At 70.5% G+C, this 16,448-nt stretch carries 10 protein-coding genes and 2 pseudogenes; 9 read left to right on the forward strand and 3 right to left on the reverse strand.

What is annotated here, in order from left to right:
• Positions 1-110: 110 nt before the first annotated feature.
• The 7 genes from xylB (at position 111) to adh (ending at position 9,932) form a co-directional block, all read left to right on the forward strand.
• Entirely contained in the window at positions 111-1,556 is a 1,446-nt protein-coding gene (gene xylB, locus ACZ4VF_RS15500; protein ID WP_467926303.1) for a xylulokinase, read from the forward strand.
• Positions 1,557-1,607: 51 nt separating this feature from the next.
• Positions 1,608-2,816, forward strand: a complete 1,209-nt coding sequence (locus tag ACZ4VF_RS15505) for an ROK family protein (protein ID WP_467926304.1) — start codon at positions 1,608-1,610, stop codon at positions 2,814-2,816.
• A gap of 372 nt (positions 2,817-3,188) precedes the next feature.
• Positions 3,189-4,673, forward strand: coding sequence for an APC family permease (locus ACZ4VF_RS15510; RefSeq protein WP_467926305.1), 1,485 nt, complete (start codon positions 3,189-3,191; stop codon positions 4,671-4,673).
• Between the two features lie 333 nt (positions 4,674-5,006).
• Complete coding sequence (locus ACZ4VF_RS15515) at positions 5,007-6,020, forward strand: acetamidase/formamidase family protein (RefSeq protein ID WP_467926307.1); 1,014 nt, start codon at positions 5,007-5,009, stop codon at positions 6,018-6,020.
• A gap of 315 nt (positions 6,021-6,335) precedes the next feature.
• Entirely contained in the window at positions 6,336-6,941 is a 606-nt protein-coding gene (locus ACZ4VF_RS15520; RefSeq protein WP_467926308.1) for an N-acetylmuramoyl-L-alanine amidase, read from the forward strand.
• Between the two features lie 103 nt (positions 6,942-7,044).
• Positions 7,045-8,352: a GAF domain-containing protein gene (locus ACZ4VF_RS15525; RefSeq protein ID WP_467926309.1), complete on the forward strand. Its 1,308-nt coding sequence runs from the start codon at positions 7,045-7,047 to the stop codon at positions 8,350-8,352.
• A gap of 56 nt (positions 8,353-8,408) precedes the next feature.
• Positions 8,409-9,932: an aldehyde dehydrogenase gene (gene adh, locus ACZ4VF_RS15530; protein WP_467926311.1), complete on the forward strand. Its 1,524-nt coding sequence runs from the start codon at positions 8,409-8,411 to the stop codon at positions 9,930-9,932.
• A gap of 264 nt (positions 9,933-10,196) precedes the next feature.
• Here the strand turns inward: adh and ACZ4VF_RS15535 are convergent, their stop codons facing one another.
• The 3 genes and pseudogenes from ACZ4VF_RS15535 to ACZ4VF_RS15545 form a co-directional block, all read right to left on the reverse strand.
• Positions 10,197-12,473, reverse strand: a complete 2,277-nt coding sequence (locus ACZ4VF_RS15535) for a GmrSD restriction endonuclease domain-containing protein (RefSeq protein ID WP_467926312.1) — start codon at positions 12,471-12,473, stop codon at positions 10,197-10,199.
• A 135-nt stretch (positions 12,474-12,608) separates the two neighbouring features.
• Positions 12,609-12,957 (reverse strand): annotated as a pseudogene (locus ACZ4VF_RS15540) (transposase family protein); the annotation flags it as partial.
• A 111-nt stretch (positions 12,958-13,068) separates the two neighbouring features.
• The gene (locus ACZ4VF_RS15545) at positions 13,069-14,688 is read right to left on the reverse strand and encodes an endonuclease NucS domain-containing protein (RefSeq protein WP_467926313.1); all 1,620 of its coding nucleotides are present in this window, start codon (positions 14,686-14,688) and stop codon (positions 13,069-13,071) included.
• 682 nt (positions 14,689-15,370) lie between these two features.
• Here ACZ4VF_RS15545 and ACZ4VF_RS15550 point away from each other — a divergent pair.
• Positions 15,371-15,619, forward strand: a pseudogene (locus ACZ4VF_RS15550) (AbfB domain-containing protein); the annotation flags it as partial.
• Between the two features lie 111 nt (positions 15,620-15,730).
• The gene (locus ACZ4VF_RS15555; protein ID WP_467926314.1) at positions 15,731-16,369 is read left to right on the forward strand and encodes a DedA family protein; all 639 of its coding nucleotides are present in this window, start codon (positions 15,731-15,733) and stop codon (positions 16,367-16,369) included.
• Positions 16,370-16,448 lie beyond the last annotated feature (79 nt).

Raw genomic sequence — 16,448 nt, forward strand, 5'->3', positions numbered from 1 at the left:
CAAATTAGTATGCGGACGCACCGCTGGGAAGAGACAAGATGTCTTCGACAGCAAGGTGTCTTCGACAGCCCACCGCACGTCCCGCGGAGCCGCGGAAGAGGGAGAGCCCGATGTCAGCAGCCGAGGGTCCACTCGTCGTCGGGGTGGACACGTCCACCCAGTCCACGAAGGCGCTGGTCGTCGACGCGGCCACCGGTCAGGTGGTGGCGAGCGGCCAGGCCCCGCACTCCGTGACCTCGGGAGCGGGCCGTGAGAGTGATCCGCGTCAGTGGTGGGACGCCCTGTGCGCGGCACTGCGCCAGTGCGGTGACGCGGCGCACGAGGCGGCGGCGGTGTCGATCGGCGGCCAGCAGCACGGCCTGGTCACCCTCGACGAGCACGGCGAGCCGGTGCGTCCGGCGCTGCTGTGGAACGACGTCCGCTCGGCACCACAGGCCCGCCGTCTGGTGGAGGAGCTGGGCGGACCGAAGGCCTGGGCCGAACGCACCGGCAGCGTGCCCGGGGCCTCCTTCACGGTCACCAAGTGGGCGTGGCTCGCCGAGCACGAGCCGGAGGCGGTGCGCGCGACCCGGGCGGTACGCCTCCCCCACGACTACCTCACCGAGCGTCTGACCGGGCAGGGCACGACCGACCGCGGCGACGCCTCCGGCACCGGCTGGTGGGCGTCCGGGCCGGAGGCGTACGACGAGGAGACCCTCGCGCACATCGGTCTCGACCCGGCGCTGCTCCCCCGGGTGGTGCGGCCCGGCGAGGTGGCCGGCACCGTGCGCGACAGCCACGACCTGCCGTTCTCCAAGGGCACGCTGGTCGCTGCGGGCACCGGCGACAACGCGGCGGCGGCGCTGGGCCTCGGCCTCAGGCCCGGCACCCCGGTGCTGAGCCTCGGCACCTCCGGCACCGTCTACGCCGTCTCCAGGCGCCGCCCCACCGACCCCACCGGCACGGTGGCGGGCTTCGCCGACGCGCGCGGGGACTGGCTGCCGCTCGCCTGCACCCTGAACTGCACCCTCGCGGTGGACCGCGTCGCCACCCTGCTGGGCCTGGACCGGGAGGCCGTGGAACCAGGCGGCTCGGTGACCCTCCTGCCCTACCTGGACGGCGAGCGCACCCCGAACCTGCCGCACGCCTCCGGACTGCTGCACGGGCTGCGCCACGACACCACCGCCGGTCAGCTGCTGCAGGCGGCCTACGACGGCGCGGTGCACGCACTGCTCGGCGCCCTCGACCTGGTCCTCGACGAGGACGCGGACCGCGGCGCCCCGCTGCTCCTGATCGGCGGAGGGGCCCGGGGGACGGCCTGGCAACAGACGGTGCGCCGGCTGTCGGGCCGGCCCGTCCAGGTGCCGGAGGCCAGGGAACTGGTCGCCCTGGGCGCGGCGGCACAGGCGGCCGGGCTGCTGACCGGCGAGGACCCCGCGGCGGTGGCCCGCCGCTGGAACACGGCCGCGGGCCCGGTCCTGGAGGCCGTGGAACGGGACTCCACGACGCTCGACCGGATCACCGGGGTACTCTCCGACGCGGCCCCGCTGCTGGAGCGGGACCCGAAAACCCAGTGACCGGGCCGCCCGCCTCCAGCCGGGCGGCAGACACCGAGGATTGACGGAGGCATGACCGCACCGCTGCACGAGGCGCGCCCGCCGGGCGCCGGGCGCTCCCTGCCGGACACACAGCAGGGCATGCGCCGGCGCAACCTCGCCCGGGTGCTGCACGCCGTCAGCGCCGAGGGCTCGCTGTCCCGGGCGGCGGTCGCCTCACGGATCGGGCTGACCCGGGCGGCGGTGTCGACGCTGGTGGACGAGCTGATCCGCTGGGGCCTGCTGGAGGAGCTGGGGCCCGAACGGCCGGGCCGGGTGGGACGGCCCGGGTCGGCGCTCGCGGTCAGCGCCCGGGGTCCGGCCGGGATCGGCGCGGAGATCGGCGTCGGCCATCTCGCGGTGTGCGCGGTCGACCTGCGCGGCGAGGTACGGGCGCGGGCCGTACGGCACGGCGCCAACCGGGGCCGGGCGGCCGAGCCCGTGATCGAGGAGCTGACGGAGCTGATCCGCCGGGTCGTCGCGGAGGCGGAAGCCGCGCAGCTCTGGCCCGCCGGGCTGGCGGTCGCCGTGCCCGGACTGGTGGCCCGGGACGGACGGACCGTCGTACGGGCCCCGAACCTCGACTGGCACGACACCGATCTCGGTCCCCTGCTCCCCGGCGAGTGGCCGCTGACCGTGGACAACGAGGCCAACTTCGGCGCGCTGGCCGAGCTGTGGCTCGGTGCGGGCACCCCCGGTGACTTCCTGCACGTGTCGGCCGAGATCGGGATCGGTGCGGCCGTGGTCGTCGACGGCACGCTGCTGCGCGGGACCCGGGGGTTCGCGGGCGAGCTGGGCCATGTGCCCGTGCGGCCGGACGGCCCCTCCTGCCCGTGCGGCGGCCGGGGCTGCCTGGAACAGTACGCGGGTGAGGACGCGGTGCTGCGCGCGGCCGGGCTGGAGCCGCGCGAGGATCTGGTGGGCCTGCTCGCGGAGCGCGCCGAGGCCGGCGACGAGGGTGTACGGGCGGCTCTGCGGGACGCCGGTACGGCGCTCGGGATCGCCCTGACCGGGGCGGTGAACCTCCTCGACCCCGAGACGGTGGTCCTGGGCGGGGCCCTGGCCGGCCTCTCCCCCTGGCTGCTGCCGTCGCTCCAGGCGGAGCTGGAGGGCCGCACGGCGGGTCCGGCCTGCCCGTTGGCGGTGTCCGCGCTGGGCCCGCAGGGCCCCCTGCTGGGCGCCGCCCACTCGGTCGTCCGAGCGGTGCTGGACGATCCGGCGATGGTGGCGGAACGGTCCTGAGCGGCCGGATCGCCGAGCGCCGGGGCCGTACCCCCACGGTCCCGTGCTTCCCCCGATCGGGTGGTCACGTTATCCACAGGCCGCGACTTGTCCACGGAAGCGCGGCACGCCCTTCTGCCCAACCGGCCCGAGTCGTACCGTGATTCACGCGGGGCGCAGCCAACGGACCGTCACGAGGAACCGACAGCCCGTCATGTGCACCGGCCAACCCGTCAGGTTCCGTCGGCAGGCCGTCGTACGTCGCCGACGGACGTCATGGGACGGCGGACGGCTCGTCACGCACGGGCGGGCGGCGGGCGCTCGCGGAACGAGGGAAACGCGCAGGCGGCAGGTGGCAGGTGGCAGCGGACTGACACGTACCAGGGGGAGCACATGAACGAGGAGCCGACCGGGGCACTGCGTCGCGATGCGATCGGGTTGCGCGAGGTGCTGTTCCAGAGCATCACGGCGATGGCGCCGGCCGCCGCGGTGGCCGCGTCCATTCCGTCCGGCGCCGCCTTCGCGGGCGGCAGCCTTCCCCTGGCGGTACTGGTCGCCCTGGTGGCCTGCCTGTTCACCGCCTCCTGTGTGGCGGAGCTGGCCCGCGAGCTGCCGGCGGCGGGCTCGGTGGCGACGTACGCGGCCCGGGGCCTGCACCCGGCCGTCGGCTTCCTCGTCGGGTGGGCCTACGTCTTCGTGGAGATGCTGGTGCCACCGCTGCTGCTCCTGCAGCTGGGCTTCACGGCGGCGGCCACGCTGCACGAGGAGTGGTCCGCGTATCCGGCGGACCTGTGGTGGCCGTGGGCGCTGGCGGGAGCCGTGGTGATCGCCGTGGCCGGATACCTCGGCGTCCGCGCCTCGGCCCGCTTCGGCACCGTCCTCGGCGTCTTCGAGATCCTCGTCCTCCTCGTGTTCGCGTCGCTGCTCATCGGCAAGGCGGGCAGCGCGAACACCCTGTCGGTCTTCGGCACGGCACACACCGCCGACGGATACACGGGGACCGCGGGGGTGTTCGCCGGGTCCGTGTACACGGTGCTGGCGTTCGCCGGGTTCGAGGCGGCGGCGCCGCTCGCCGAGGAGACCCGCGACCCACGACGGACCATGCACCGCGCGGTCCTGGGAGCGGCCCTCGGCATCGGCCTGTTCTACGTGCTCACGACCTACGCGATGACCGTCTACTACGGCCCCGACCGGTTCGCGGAGTTCGGTGCCTCGGGCGCGGCGTCCTGGGAGGGCGTCGCCCGGGCCTCCTTCGGTCTGTTCTGGGTGCTGGTGTTCCTCGCGGTGGTCAACTCCACGATCGCCAACGCCAACGCGTGCGCGAACGTCTCGACCCGCACCGCCTTCGCCCTGGCCCGCATCCGAGTCCTGCCCGGCCTGCTCGCCACGCTCCACCCCCGGCACCGCTCCCCCGTGGCCGGCATCGCCGTGCAGACCGTCGTGGCCGTCACGGCAGTGCTGGGACTCGGCTTCGCCTACGACCCCGTGACCGCGTTCCTGCTCCTCGCCACGGTGATCGTCACGGTCGTCGTCGGCGTCTACATCATCGTGAACCTCTCCTGCGTCGGGCACTTCCTGCGCCGTGGCCGGGCCGCCTTCAAGCCGGTCCGGCACCTGCTATTCCCGGTGCTGGGCATCGCCGCGTTCGTCCCCGCCCTGCTGACGGCCGCCGGCCTCCCGGTGTTCGACTTCGTCACGGAACTGACGGCTCCGGTCTCCTACGCCGGCCCGGCCGTCGGGGTCTGGATGGGGCTGGGTGTACTCGTCCTGCTGGTGCTCGTACGCCGGCATCCCGAGCGCATAGCCGAGACCGCGCGCGTGCACCTCGACGCGTACGACCCCGGCGCCGACCGGCAGAGCGGGACCGTCCCTCGCTGACCCGCCGACGGCGGAGCGGGACCGCGCCTCGCTGAGCAACGGTCACAGCGAGGTCGTCGACACCGGATCCGGCCCCGTCCCGGGGCCAGGCCGCCCCGCCCCGGCCAACTGCTGGTCGCCACCTGGGCCAACCCGCCTCACCACCCCGGCCACCCCTCATGCGCCACTTCGCCTACTTGCCTCACCGCCTCGACCAGCCCCACCCACCACCTCGGCCGACCCGACCACCGCTCAGCCAACCCCAGTCATCACCCGGCCCGGTCGGCTTCACGACCCCGGCCGACCCGGTTCACCGACCTGACAGACCCGCCCCGTGAAGGGAGCCACCCCACGATGACCGAGCCCCGCATCCTCACCGTGCGTCCGGAACCGGACCAGTACGCCTGGACGTTCGGCGGAGCAGCACCCTTGGCCCGGATCGCTCCGGGCACCGTCCTCGATCTGTACACGGAGGACTGCTTCGCCGGCCGGGTCCGCTCCGAGAAGGACCTCGTGTCCGAGGTGTGCGAGTTCCCCTACCTCAATCCGCAGACAGGCCCCTTCCACATCGAGGGCGCCGAGCCCGGCGACACCGTGGCCGTGCACTTCGTGTCGGTCGAACCGGCCCGCGACTGGGCGGCGTCCACGACCGTCCCCCTCTTCGGCGCCCTCACCTCCACCCACACCACGGCCACGCTGCAGCCACCGCTGCCGGAGCGGGTATGGATCTGGCAGTTGGACCGGACCCGCCGGACCACCTTGTTCGAGGCGCGGGACAGCGACATCCGGGTGGAGCTGCCCCTGGATCCGATGCACGGCACGGTGGGCGTGGCACCGGCCAATCTGGAGGTGCGCTCGGCCCTGGTGCCGGACGCGCACGGCGGAAACATGGACACGCCCGAGATGCGGGCCGGCGTCACCTGTTACCTGGGTGTCAACGTCGAGGGCGCTCTGCTCAGCCTGGGCGACGGGCATGCCCGGCAGGGGGAGGGCGAGACCTGCGGGGTGGCCGTGGAGTGCGCGATGAACACGGTGGTGGTCGTGGACCTCCTCAAGGGCGTCGCCACACCGTGGCCCCGGCTGGAGTCGGACACCCACATCATCTCGACCGGATCGGCCCGCCCGCTGGAGGACGCTTTCCGGATATCCCAACTCGACCTCGTGCAGTGGCTGGTGCGCGACTACGGGTTCAGTGAGCTGGACGCGTACCAGTTCGCGACACAGGCGGTCGAGTCACCGTTGGCCAACGTGTGCGACACCAACTACACGTGTGTGGCCAAGCTCCGCAAGGAGTGGCTGCCTTCGCGGGAGACGTACCGCGGTGTGCACGCCCGGATGCGGGAGACGGCGCGGGTCCTACGCGGCTGACGACTCCGCCGTATCCCCTCGCCGTACAGCCACCGCTCCCCGACGACGTCCCAAGCCGCCACAACCGCCCTCCGAAAGGATCACAACGCAGCCCCGCCGTCGCACCGACGCACGTCAAGGCCTGAGGAACGCACCGTCAAGAACTCACGAAGCCCCACAGGCCGCGCGAGGGCAGCCCCAAGGCGCCCCCGGCACCCAAGTCACAAGGCACCGCACGGCATCCGCGACGGCCTGGTGAACGACACACAGAAGGACATCCCGGCAAGCATCCCGAAAAGGCACCCCCCGAAACGGCTCACCGAAAGGATCCCCGCCATGGACAAGGACCGGGCCGCACCACGGCTCAGCCGGCGCCGGCTGCTGAAGGGCGCGGCACTCGCCGCCGTCCCCTACGCACTGCTTCCCGACCCGCGTGCCGGAGCGCAGACGGGATTCGTCGACTACCCGCTCGCCGAGTGGCGGCCGGCGAGCGGCTCCAACTACACGGTGGCCGACCGCCCAGCCGACTACGCCATCGACCGTGTGATCATCCACGTCACGCAGGAGACGTACGCAAACACACTGGCGATCTTCGCCAATCCGCAGAAGAAGGTCTCCGCGCACTATCTGGTCCGCTCGGCGGACGGGCACGTCGCCCAGTGCGTGCACGAGGCCGACATCGCCTGGCACGCGGGCAACTGGTCCTACAACACACGCAGCATCGGCATCGAGCACGAGGGCTGGGTGGACCAGCCCGCCTACTTCACCAACGCCCTCTACGAGCAGTCGGCGAAGCTCACGGCGGCGGTCTGCGCGGCGTACGGCATCCCCCGGGACAGAGAACACATCATCGGCCACTACGAAGTGCCCGGCACCGGCCACACCGACCCGGGGCCGCACTGGGACTGGGTGCGCTACATAAGACTGGTCAACTTCGCCTAGCGGAGGAGAGTGGCTTGCCGCACCGGTTGTTCCCGCGAACACGCGGGGTGACGATGGCCGGAAGCGCCGTGGTTCCGCCGTTCCACCGTCCGGGAGGGCCGAGTTGACCGATCCGTGGGTTGCCCTGGAGCCGGGTGCCGACCTCGCCGAGCGCGTCCGGGCGCTGCGCCGTGCGCACGAGACGTTCACCACGGTGGGGACGGTGCCGCGCCCGGTGCGGTCGGTGGTGGCGGAGTCGTGGCGGCGCAGCGCGCGGGCGGGTGTCGGGCCGGACGGCACCGCCCGTGTGGAACTGGCCGACGGCGACCTCGGCGCCTACCGCGCGGAGCACCCCCTGGCCCGGGTGATGCCCCTGTTCCGGGAGCTGATGGGCACGTTCGCGGCCGACGGGGAGCATCTGCTGGCGGTGTGCGACGCGCACGGCAGACTGCTGTGGGTGGAGGGGCATCCGGCGACCCGGCGTCGCGCGGACCGGATGAACTTCGTCCCGGGGGCCCGATGGTCGGAGAGCGCGGTCGGCACCAACGCGCCGGGCACCGCGGTAGCCGTGGACCGGCCCGTGCAGGTGTTCGCCGCCGAGCACTTCATACGGCGGGTGCAGCCGTGGACGTGTGCCGCCGCTCCGGTGCACGATCCGCGCACCGGACGGGTGCTCGGGGCCGTGGACATCACCGGAGGGGACGGGCTCGCCCATCCGCACAGCCTCGGCTTCGTGCAGGCGGTGGCCAGGGCGGCCGAGGCGCATCTCGCCCTGCTCGCCCCTCCGCCGTGCGCCGGGGAAGGGCCCCTGCTCAGCGCGCTGGGCCGGGACGAGGCCGAGCTCGCCGTGGACGGGAGGCGGATCAGGCTCAGCCGGCGGCACAGCGAGATCCTCGTGCTGTTGTCGCGGCGTCCCGAGGGCCTGAGCGGCGACGAGCTGCTGTGCGCGCTGTACGCGGACGAGTCGGTGACCCCGGTGACGCTGCGGGCGGCACTGGCCCGGCTGCGCAGACTTCTGGGGCCTGAACTGCTCGCCTCACGGCCGTACCGGCTGACGGCCGCGGTCGAGTCGGACGCCACCGTGGTCGAGCGGCGGCTGGAGACGGGCGGGCTCACCGCGGCGGCGAGGGCGTACGCCGGGCCCCTGCTGCCCGGCTCGCAGGCCCCGGCGATCGTCCGGCTGCGGGAGCGGCTCGCGGGTGCGCTGCGCACGGCGCTGATCGCGCACGGCGATCCCGACCTGCTGGCGGACTGGGCGCACGCGCCGTGGGGCGAGGAGGACATCGAGGTCTGGCGGGCGCTCGCCGTGGTGCGTCCGACGGCACCGGTCCGTGCCCGGCTCGCCGCGCTGGAGGCCGAACTGGCGGTACCGGCCGGCCGGGCACCGGTGCGGACCCGTGGTGCAACGTACTTGCAACGTCCGCCTGCCTAGCCTCGCGGCGGGAGCTGCCCAACGGCGGGCAGCGCTGCACCGGGAGGCAGACCAGGATGACTCGTTACGCGGCGCCGGGCACCGAGGGCTCGATCGTCTCCTACCAGGCGCGCTACGACCACTTCATCGGCGGTGCCTATGTGCCGCCCGCACGGGGGCGGTACTTCGAGAATCCGTCGCCGGTCAACGGGCAGCCGTTCACGGAGATCGCCCGGGGTACCGCGGAGGACGTGGAGCGGGCGCTGGACGCGGCGCACGAGGCGGCGCCCGGGTGGGGTCGTACGGCGGTGGCGGAGCGGTCCGACATCCTGCTGAAGATCGCCGACCGGATGGAGGCGTACCTGGAGCCGCTGGCGGTGGCCGAGAGCTGGGAGAACGGCAAGCCGGTGCGGGAGACGCTGGCGGCCGACATCCCGCTCGCGATCGACCACTTCCGCTACTTCGCGGGGGCGATCCGGGCGCAGGAGGGTTCGCTGGGCGAGCTGGACGACGACACGGTGGCGTACCACTTCCACGAGCCGCTCGGGGTCGTCGCCCAGATCATCCCGTGGAACTTCCCGATCCTGATGGCGGCCTGGAAGCTGGCGCCGGCGCTGGCCGCGGGGAACGCGGTGGTCCTCAAGCCGGCCGAGCAGACCCCGGCCTCCATCCACTACTGGCTGAGCCTGATCGCGGACCTGCTGCCGCCGGGCGTGCTGAACATCGTCAACGGCTTCGGCGTGGAGGCGGGCAAGCCGCTGGCGTCGAGCCCGCGGGTGGCGAAGGTGGCGTTCACCGGGGAGACCACGACCGGGCGGCTGATCATGCAGTACGCCTCGGAGAACATCAAGCCGGTCACCCTGGAACTCGGGGGGAAGTCGCCGAACATCTTCTTCGACGACGTGTGGGCGCACGACGACGACTTCCGCGACAAGGCGCTCGAGGGCTTCACGATGTTCGCGCTCAATCAGGGCGAGGTCTGCACCTGCCCGTCCCGGGCGCTGATCCAGCGCGGCCGCTACGCGGAGTTCCTGGAGGCGGCCGTCGAACGCACCCGGCGCATCAAGCCGGGCCACCCGCTGGACACCGACACGATGATCGGCGCGCAGGCCTCCAACGACCAGCTGGAGAAGATCCTCTCCTACCTGGACATCGGCCGCCAGGAGGGAGCGAGGGTGCTCACGGGTGGGGAACGCGTCGATCATGACGGCGAGTTGAAGGGCGGCTACTACGTCCAGCCGACCATCTTCGAGGGCGACAACCGCATGCGGGTCTTCCAGGAGGAGATCTTCGGTCCCGTCGTCTCGGTGGCCTCCTTCGACGACTTCGACGACGCGATCAGGATCGCCAACGACACGCTGTACGGCCTGGGCGCGGGGGTGTGGACACGGGACATCAACACCGCCTACCGCGCGGGGCGCGCGATCCAGGCGGGCCGTGTGTGGACCAACTGCTACCACGCCTACCCCGCGCACGCGGCGTTCGGCGGCTACAAGCAGTCCGGGATCGGCCGCGAGACGCACAAGATGATGCTGGAGCACTACCAGCAGACGAAGAACGTCCTTGTTTCATACAGTCCGAAGAAACTTGGGTTCTTCTAGAGCCGCAAGTCAGGTGCCTGGCGAGGGCTTTACCCTTCCAGGCACCCACAGGCTGAAGCGCCCCCCCCGTGACCGTTCAGCAACTTGCCGAACTCGTCCACCGCGAATCGGTGCCCGTCCCGGACCAGCCACGGACCGGCTGAGGTCTACCTCACGTCGTCCGCGGCGGTGCGAAGAGTACGAGGAAATGCGGACGACGTCGGGCGCCGGACGTGGTCACACGGCGGCATGCTCGCGGGTTGTTTCAAGGTAGGTCCTCTTCGATCACCCCCAGTGCTCCTCCCGGTACTGCAGGAGACCCTCACCATGCAGCTGCTTGGTGGCGTTACCGACCCGGACCCAGAAGTCGGTGGCCGCAGTGCCGCCTTTGGCGGGCCTGGCGAACACGGCCTTGCCGGCCGCGGCCACGCTGACCCGGCAGACGACACGGCCGGCCACCTCGGGAAAACTGATCCGCACGGTGGTCGCGGTCGGGGTCGACAGGTTGTCATCGAGGACTTGGCGTACGAACAGTTCGTAGCCATCGGGGTCAGCCTGCTTCGGCAGGGTGGACAGATCGTTCTCGATCCCCAGGACGGTCCCGTCGTCACCGACGCCGACGAACAGGTTGCCGCCCTCCCCGTTGAGGAAGCCGCAGACCGTCTTGACGAGATTGTGCTGCAGGGACTTGTCGTACTCCCCGGTGTGAACGTTCCAGCGGGCACTCGCCTTGAACTCGGTGCTCTGGGACTCACCGGCGGCGATCAGATCGGCCGCGGCGGTGGGCACGTACGCTGGTCGGTCCGCGCTGAGCGTCTCAAACGCCTCCCGTACCACTTGGGCGATCAGCTGGCGGCGTCGTTCCAGAAAGGCCGTGTAGTCGAGCTGCTCCCAGCCGACCGGCAGCGCGTGCCACAGGGCCTGCCGCCTGACCACCTCCGGGTCCATCGCCTCGGTGATCCTGGGCCAGTAGACGTGAGGTGCGTCGGTGTTGCCTTTCTCGCTTGCCGGCCACGTCACATATGCCATGTTGGCGATGGCGTTGACCTGGCGTTTGTCGGTGATACCAAGACCCGCAAGGGTCTCGGAGCAGAACAGACGGTCCCGGGGAACCTTCCGGGCGGGCCTGGCCGCCGGATCCATCAAGTCGCGGATGTGCTGGTCGCCGCAGAGCAACTCGGCGTCCAGGATGTTCAACGCAGCCTGGTAGGCGAACACCACCGGGGAGTACGACGATGAGCTGTCGAGCCTGTTCGGCAGGGAGATGTCCCAGTAGTCACCGGTGAAGTGCGCGGAGATGATCCGGGCGAGCTCTGCGGCGAACGCCTGGCCGTCACCCTGCGGCAGGCCGCCGATCCGACCCAGATCAAACTCCATCTGCGACTCGGGGGAGTTGGAGTAACGGCCGGTAGTGTGCACCATGAAGAACCAGCGCGCGATGATTGGACGCAGTTCTTCCGCCGACAGCCCGAAGTCGTGCAGTCCGATCAGCCACAGCGCATAGCTGTACAGCAGGGCGGTGTCAGAGGTGATCATCTTGCGGCTACGGAAGCCGGCCGCGGTGATGCACTGGAAGAACTCGTGCCAGCTGGTCAGATCGAGGACCTGCGTCTGCGCCTGCGCCAGCCTTTCGAACTGTTCCTGGCGCCGCTCGGCTGAGACCTTTCCGGTCTCAAAATCCTTGCCTCGCAGCACGTTGTAAACATGCTGGAGCCGGGCACGCCGGAAGGCCACGGCGACAGCGACGCGCAGAAGCTGGTCCGGGCTGGGGTCCAGGAACGGGTTGCGCGGATTCGGTCCGGGAAGTCCCGCGACCACCGCGGCCCGGCAGAAGTCCTCCAGTTGACGTCGGCCCTTCTCCCAGTGCACCGACATCAAGGTGAGAATGAAGTCGGACTGGTTGAGCTTCACTCCCTGGAAGTTGATACGTACGAAGATCTCCGCGACCTGCTCTTCGTCGGCTGCGGCGTCCAACTCCACCACCTGGAAACGGAAGTCGTGCAGGCCCCGGACACGGTCAATCCGCTCCTCCAGCTCGTCCCTCGTCGTGGTCGGCAGAGGCTCGCCTGCGGCCTGTTCGAGCCGGTGGAAGAACTCCCGGACGGTGCCACGGTGGCCACCTGGGGCCCAGAGTTTGGTGATGTCCGGGATGTAGGCGGTGTCCCGCTCGATTGCCGCGTCCGTTACCTCGAACGTCTGGTCCTGCGGGTGGAAGGCGATCCGCAGCGTGACCTCGTCGAAGGACTTGTTGACGACCTTGCGCCCGGTGAGTACGGCGAACAATGCGGTAAGCCGCTGCTGCCCGTCCACGACCAGCCGTTGGGGCGCCCGGTCGCCCGTTCCCGTCCCGATCTGCCGGGTCCCCACCTCGGCTCCGGTCTCCCAGAACATCAGGGTGCCGATCGGGTAGCCGCGGTACATCGAATCGAAGAGATCGCGGGTCTTCGTCGCGGACCAGACGAACGGCCGCTGAATGTCGGGAAGCCCGATCCTTCCACCCTCGATGTCCTCTAGCAGGTGCCGAAGGGTGTACCCCGTGTCGCGGTAGAGGGTGGGTGGCACGGTGCGGGCTCCTCACGTCAGCGGGTCAGTCAGGGCGGATACTCAGGTTGCTTCAGCGACTGAGACGAACAGAGAAAGAGAACAACATCAGAGACTTATCACGTGAGTTGCTCCTGTAGCAGCGAAGTTGCGGTGCCGATGGCTGACCGCTGGCCGTCGGTCAAGCAGAGAGAGATCGTCGTCACTGTCATGCATGTTCACGCCGGAGATGCCATGCGACAGCGGCACGCCGTCCCGGTCCGGGTAAGGCGGATTTTCGATCCGCCCTCACCACGGTCGGTCGGATGAGGTCCGGTCAAGGGCCTCCTTTGCCGCCCGTACGCTGACCGAATCGATCGCGCACCGCGACCGGACCAGCTCGCCCCGCGCACCGAGTTCGTCGAGGACGACCCGGTGGAGCCTGGCCCACACCCCGGGCCTGACTCCAGCGGGCGAAGCCCCGGCAGATGGCGGGCCGGGCCGGCCCGAACACCGGCGGCAGCCGCGCCGGGCGCAGCCTGACCCGGAACAACACCCACAACTCGCCCGAACCAACCGCTCGATCAGATCCGCCATGTGCTGCTCAACGAACGATCACGCCATCAGAAGCGGCGTCTTAGACGACATGAGTGAAGGCGCGGTACTCCCGGGCCACCAGCTCCACCTCGTGGGAATGCCTGTTGAGGTACTGCCCGATCGAGACGATCTCGCCATCAGCCGCAATGGTTGCGTACGCCTGTGCGTACCCACGAGGATCCGTGTCCGAGGAGTAGACGCGAGCATCCTGATCTTGATGTATCCAGATGCGGTGCTCTTCGGCCACCGTCGCCTCGGACCCAACGGGTCCGATCTTTTCCAGGAGCACGTAGTGCAGCCCCAGGAGATCCAAGAGCTCTCGATCACGTTCCCACACGGCCCCCGCGTACATGTTGCTCATCAGGACCAGCGGATCGCGGTACACGAGCCGTACCGCATCGCGCAACGACATGCCTCGGCCGTTCCAACACAGGGCGCCACGTACCGAGTGGCGTAGGCCGTGGCGGGGTACGGCTTCGCCCACGACCATGGGCAGGAGATTGTCCAGGCCGTCTGGCCACCCATGGATGATTGTTTGCAGGAGGTCACAGGGGTTGTAGATGTGCAGTCCGACGTCTCCCTCACCAACCTTCGGGCCCACTTCGTCGAGCCAGCCGGCCACCAACGAATCCCACTCGTGATTGCCGACCAGGCTCTGCCGAGCCTCCTGCCGGAACGCCTTCCAACGGCTGGCTACCTGCGGGCTCGCGGTGCCTGTGTACAGGATCTGACTGTCTCCTCGTTCGTCCCCGGTGAGGAAGCGGAACAGGTCCTGCTCTTCGAAGGCGGCTGTGGCGTCGTAGGCGCCGGTACCTCGGAAGCCTTGAATGGCCCAGTTGGGGTCGTCACGGAGATTCTTCAACAGCCCTGGGCGTGCGGACTCCATGTTCATTCCCTGCAGCTTGCTGCGCGCAAGGCGGTTGCAGATCTCGCAGAGGGCCAGGTACTCCGCCTGGTGCTCGTCAGCGAACGGCTCAGGCCCGTCGTAACCACCCAGGAGATCCACTGCGGCGAGTTCCTCGTTCACTCGGCCGATCGCCAGGTACAGGCCGAAAGGCGCAGGGATGTAGTGCTTCTCCGCTACGCGGTCCAGATCTGCCGCCAACAGGTCGAGCGCCCCCAGCTCGTCCGCGGCTTTGCTGATGATCCTCCAGCCCTGCTCCCGCTGTTCCTCCGTGGCGAAGAAGAACAGGTTGTGGATGGGGGTGATGCGAGGTTCAAACGCCCGGGGCAGGAGTTCCACCCGCTCAGTCCCGATGGGGGTGCCGTTGTTGTCCAAGAACAGTCGGTATCCGCGAAGATCATGACTCCAGTCACGCGCGGCGTGACTGACGGCGATCAGGAGTTCCTCCCAGTCATCCGGCATGGCGACGATCACCGCACGAATGCGGTCCGGCGCGAGGTTCCTCTCCCGGCAGAGAAGCTCGGTGTACTTGTTGACCTCGTGCAGGGCTTGCCGCGCGCTGGACCGAGACCGCTTCAGCTCGATGACCACCCACATCTGATGGCGATCACGGGCCAGGATGTCGATGCTGCCCCTGGTGCCGTGTGCGTTGGGCAGCGGGTACTCCTCGAACTGAACCGGTCGGAGCCCCGGCTCGATCAGCTCCAGATTCTGTACGAGGGTCTTGCGGAGAACGTTTTCGAGAGGCGGTCGCATGGCCGAAGGCTAGACCGAAGCACTGACAAGGCCCCTGGGGAAGAGGACAGTTGGCAGGTCCCCTGCACCCTTTCGGTCCCCGCGCCGAGCACGACCGCATCTCGGGCTACTCGCGGGAAGATGAGGTTCGCCTGGTCACGGCCGTCGTCGTCACTGGCGGCCTGACCACTCCGTCCCTGGAGGCCGTACATCGTCGGGCCTCTGCCTAGAGCCGGCCTCGCCTCCCAGCGCGACCCACCATCGCGACAACCGGGCAGACTCTCCCGACTCCGACCTGTAATCCCCCCAGGCCCGCACTGAACTGGCGTAGACGCCCCTGGACGGTCTCTACAGCCTGTGCTGCGTCGTACCGCAGGACTCGCACGCCGCCACCACAGATCACGCATGAAGATCCGGACCAGGTGCGGACGAAATCAGCTACGGCGACCGAGGGGCGTCCGGCCGGGAGGGTATTGCCCGGCCGGATGCCTGTCGGTGTGGAGGAGTCGGTTCCCGGGAACGGGCGGAAGTGGCCGCCGTCGCCCGCGGGAGGGCGGAACCCTGCGGCCGTGGAGGCCGCGCACCCACTGCGCGGGGACCGTGGCCCTGCCGGGCGGCACGGCGCTCGACGTCGACCGGGCGGGCCGGCAGTGTCGTCTTCGAGGAGGGCATCGCGGTCTTCGGCCGGCCTCGCCGCGCCTGGTCGGTCGGCCACCCGACCCGCTACCTGCGCCACGACGACTACCGGCTCCGCCCGGACGTCGACGACGGCACGTCCACGTTCGCGGCGGAACGCGGCCTTCCAGCGCACGGCGGGCCTCGCGGACGCGAGCGGGTCGTCGTTTCGTAGTCACAACAACCCCACCGGCTACCTGCGCCACTCCGACCACGTCCGCGGATCGACCCGATCTCCACGGTCACCGACCGGCAGGACGCTGCGTTCCGGTTCGGGTGCCGACCCGGCGCGGGCGGGCCTCGTCCGACCGGGCGGCGCGCACGGAGGGACGCGGCACGCGATGCTGGGAGCGGACAGGTCCCCTGAGGAGGCCAGGAGGTTCGGCCGGTGCTCGCCGTCAACCCGATGGACAGTGCCTCGGTGCTCGCCGCCTTCGGCGCGCTGGGCGTCCTGGCGGTGGTCTTCGCAGAGTCGGGCCTGCTGGTCGTGGGCTTCTTCCTGCCCGGTGACACGCTGCTGTTCCCGGCCGGGGTGCTGTGCGCGGGCAGTGCCCAGCAGCCGCCGCGGCTGGCGCTGTGGCAGGTGCTGCTGTGCGCCGCGGTCGGGGCGGTGGCGGGCGGCCAGGCGGGGTATCTCATCGGACGCCACGGCGGCCGGGCGCTGCTCGCGCGCTCCTCCGGCGACCGGGTGCGGCACGCGGTGGCGCGGGCGGAGCGGCTGCTGTCGCGCTACGGCTACGGCAAGGCGCTGGTGATCGGCCGGTTCGTACCGTTGCTGCGCACGGTGCTGCACCCGGTCGCGGGCGCCCTGGGCGTGCCCGCCCGGGTCTTCACCCTCTGGCAGACGGTCGGCGGGGTGCTGTGGTCGCAGACGCTGGTGCTCGCCGGATACACGCTGGGCGCCTCGGTCCCGCACATCGACGACTACCTGCTGCCGCTGGTGGCCGTGGTGATCGTGGTGTCGCTGCTGCCGCTGCTCCCGGAGGCCCTCCGCGCCCGCCGCGGGCGCCGCGACTCCTCGGACTGAGAGCGCGCCGCGCTCCGCCGCCCGGCGCCTGCCCCGCCCCGTCACCGGCGTGAGCGGCGCCGGCAGCCCCGCCCGCTCG

It is taken from the genome of Streptomyces sp. NPDC029151 (assembly GCF_055564315.1).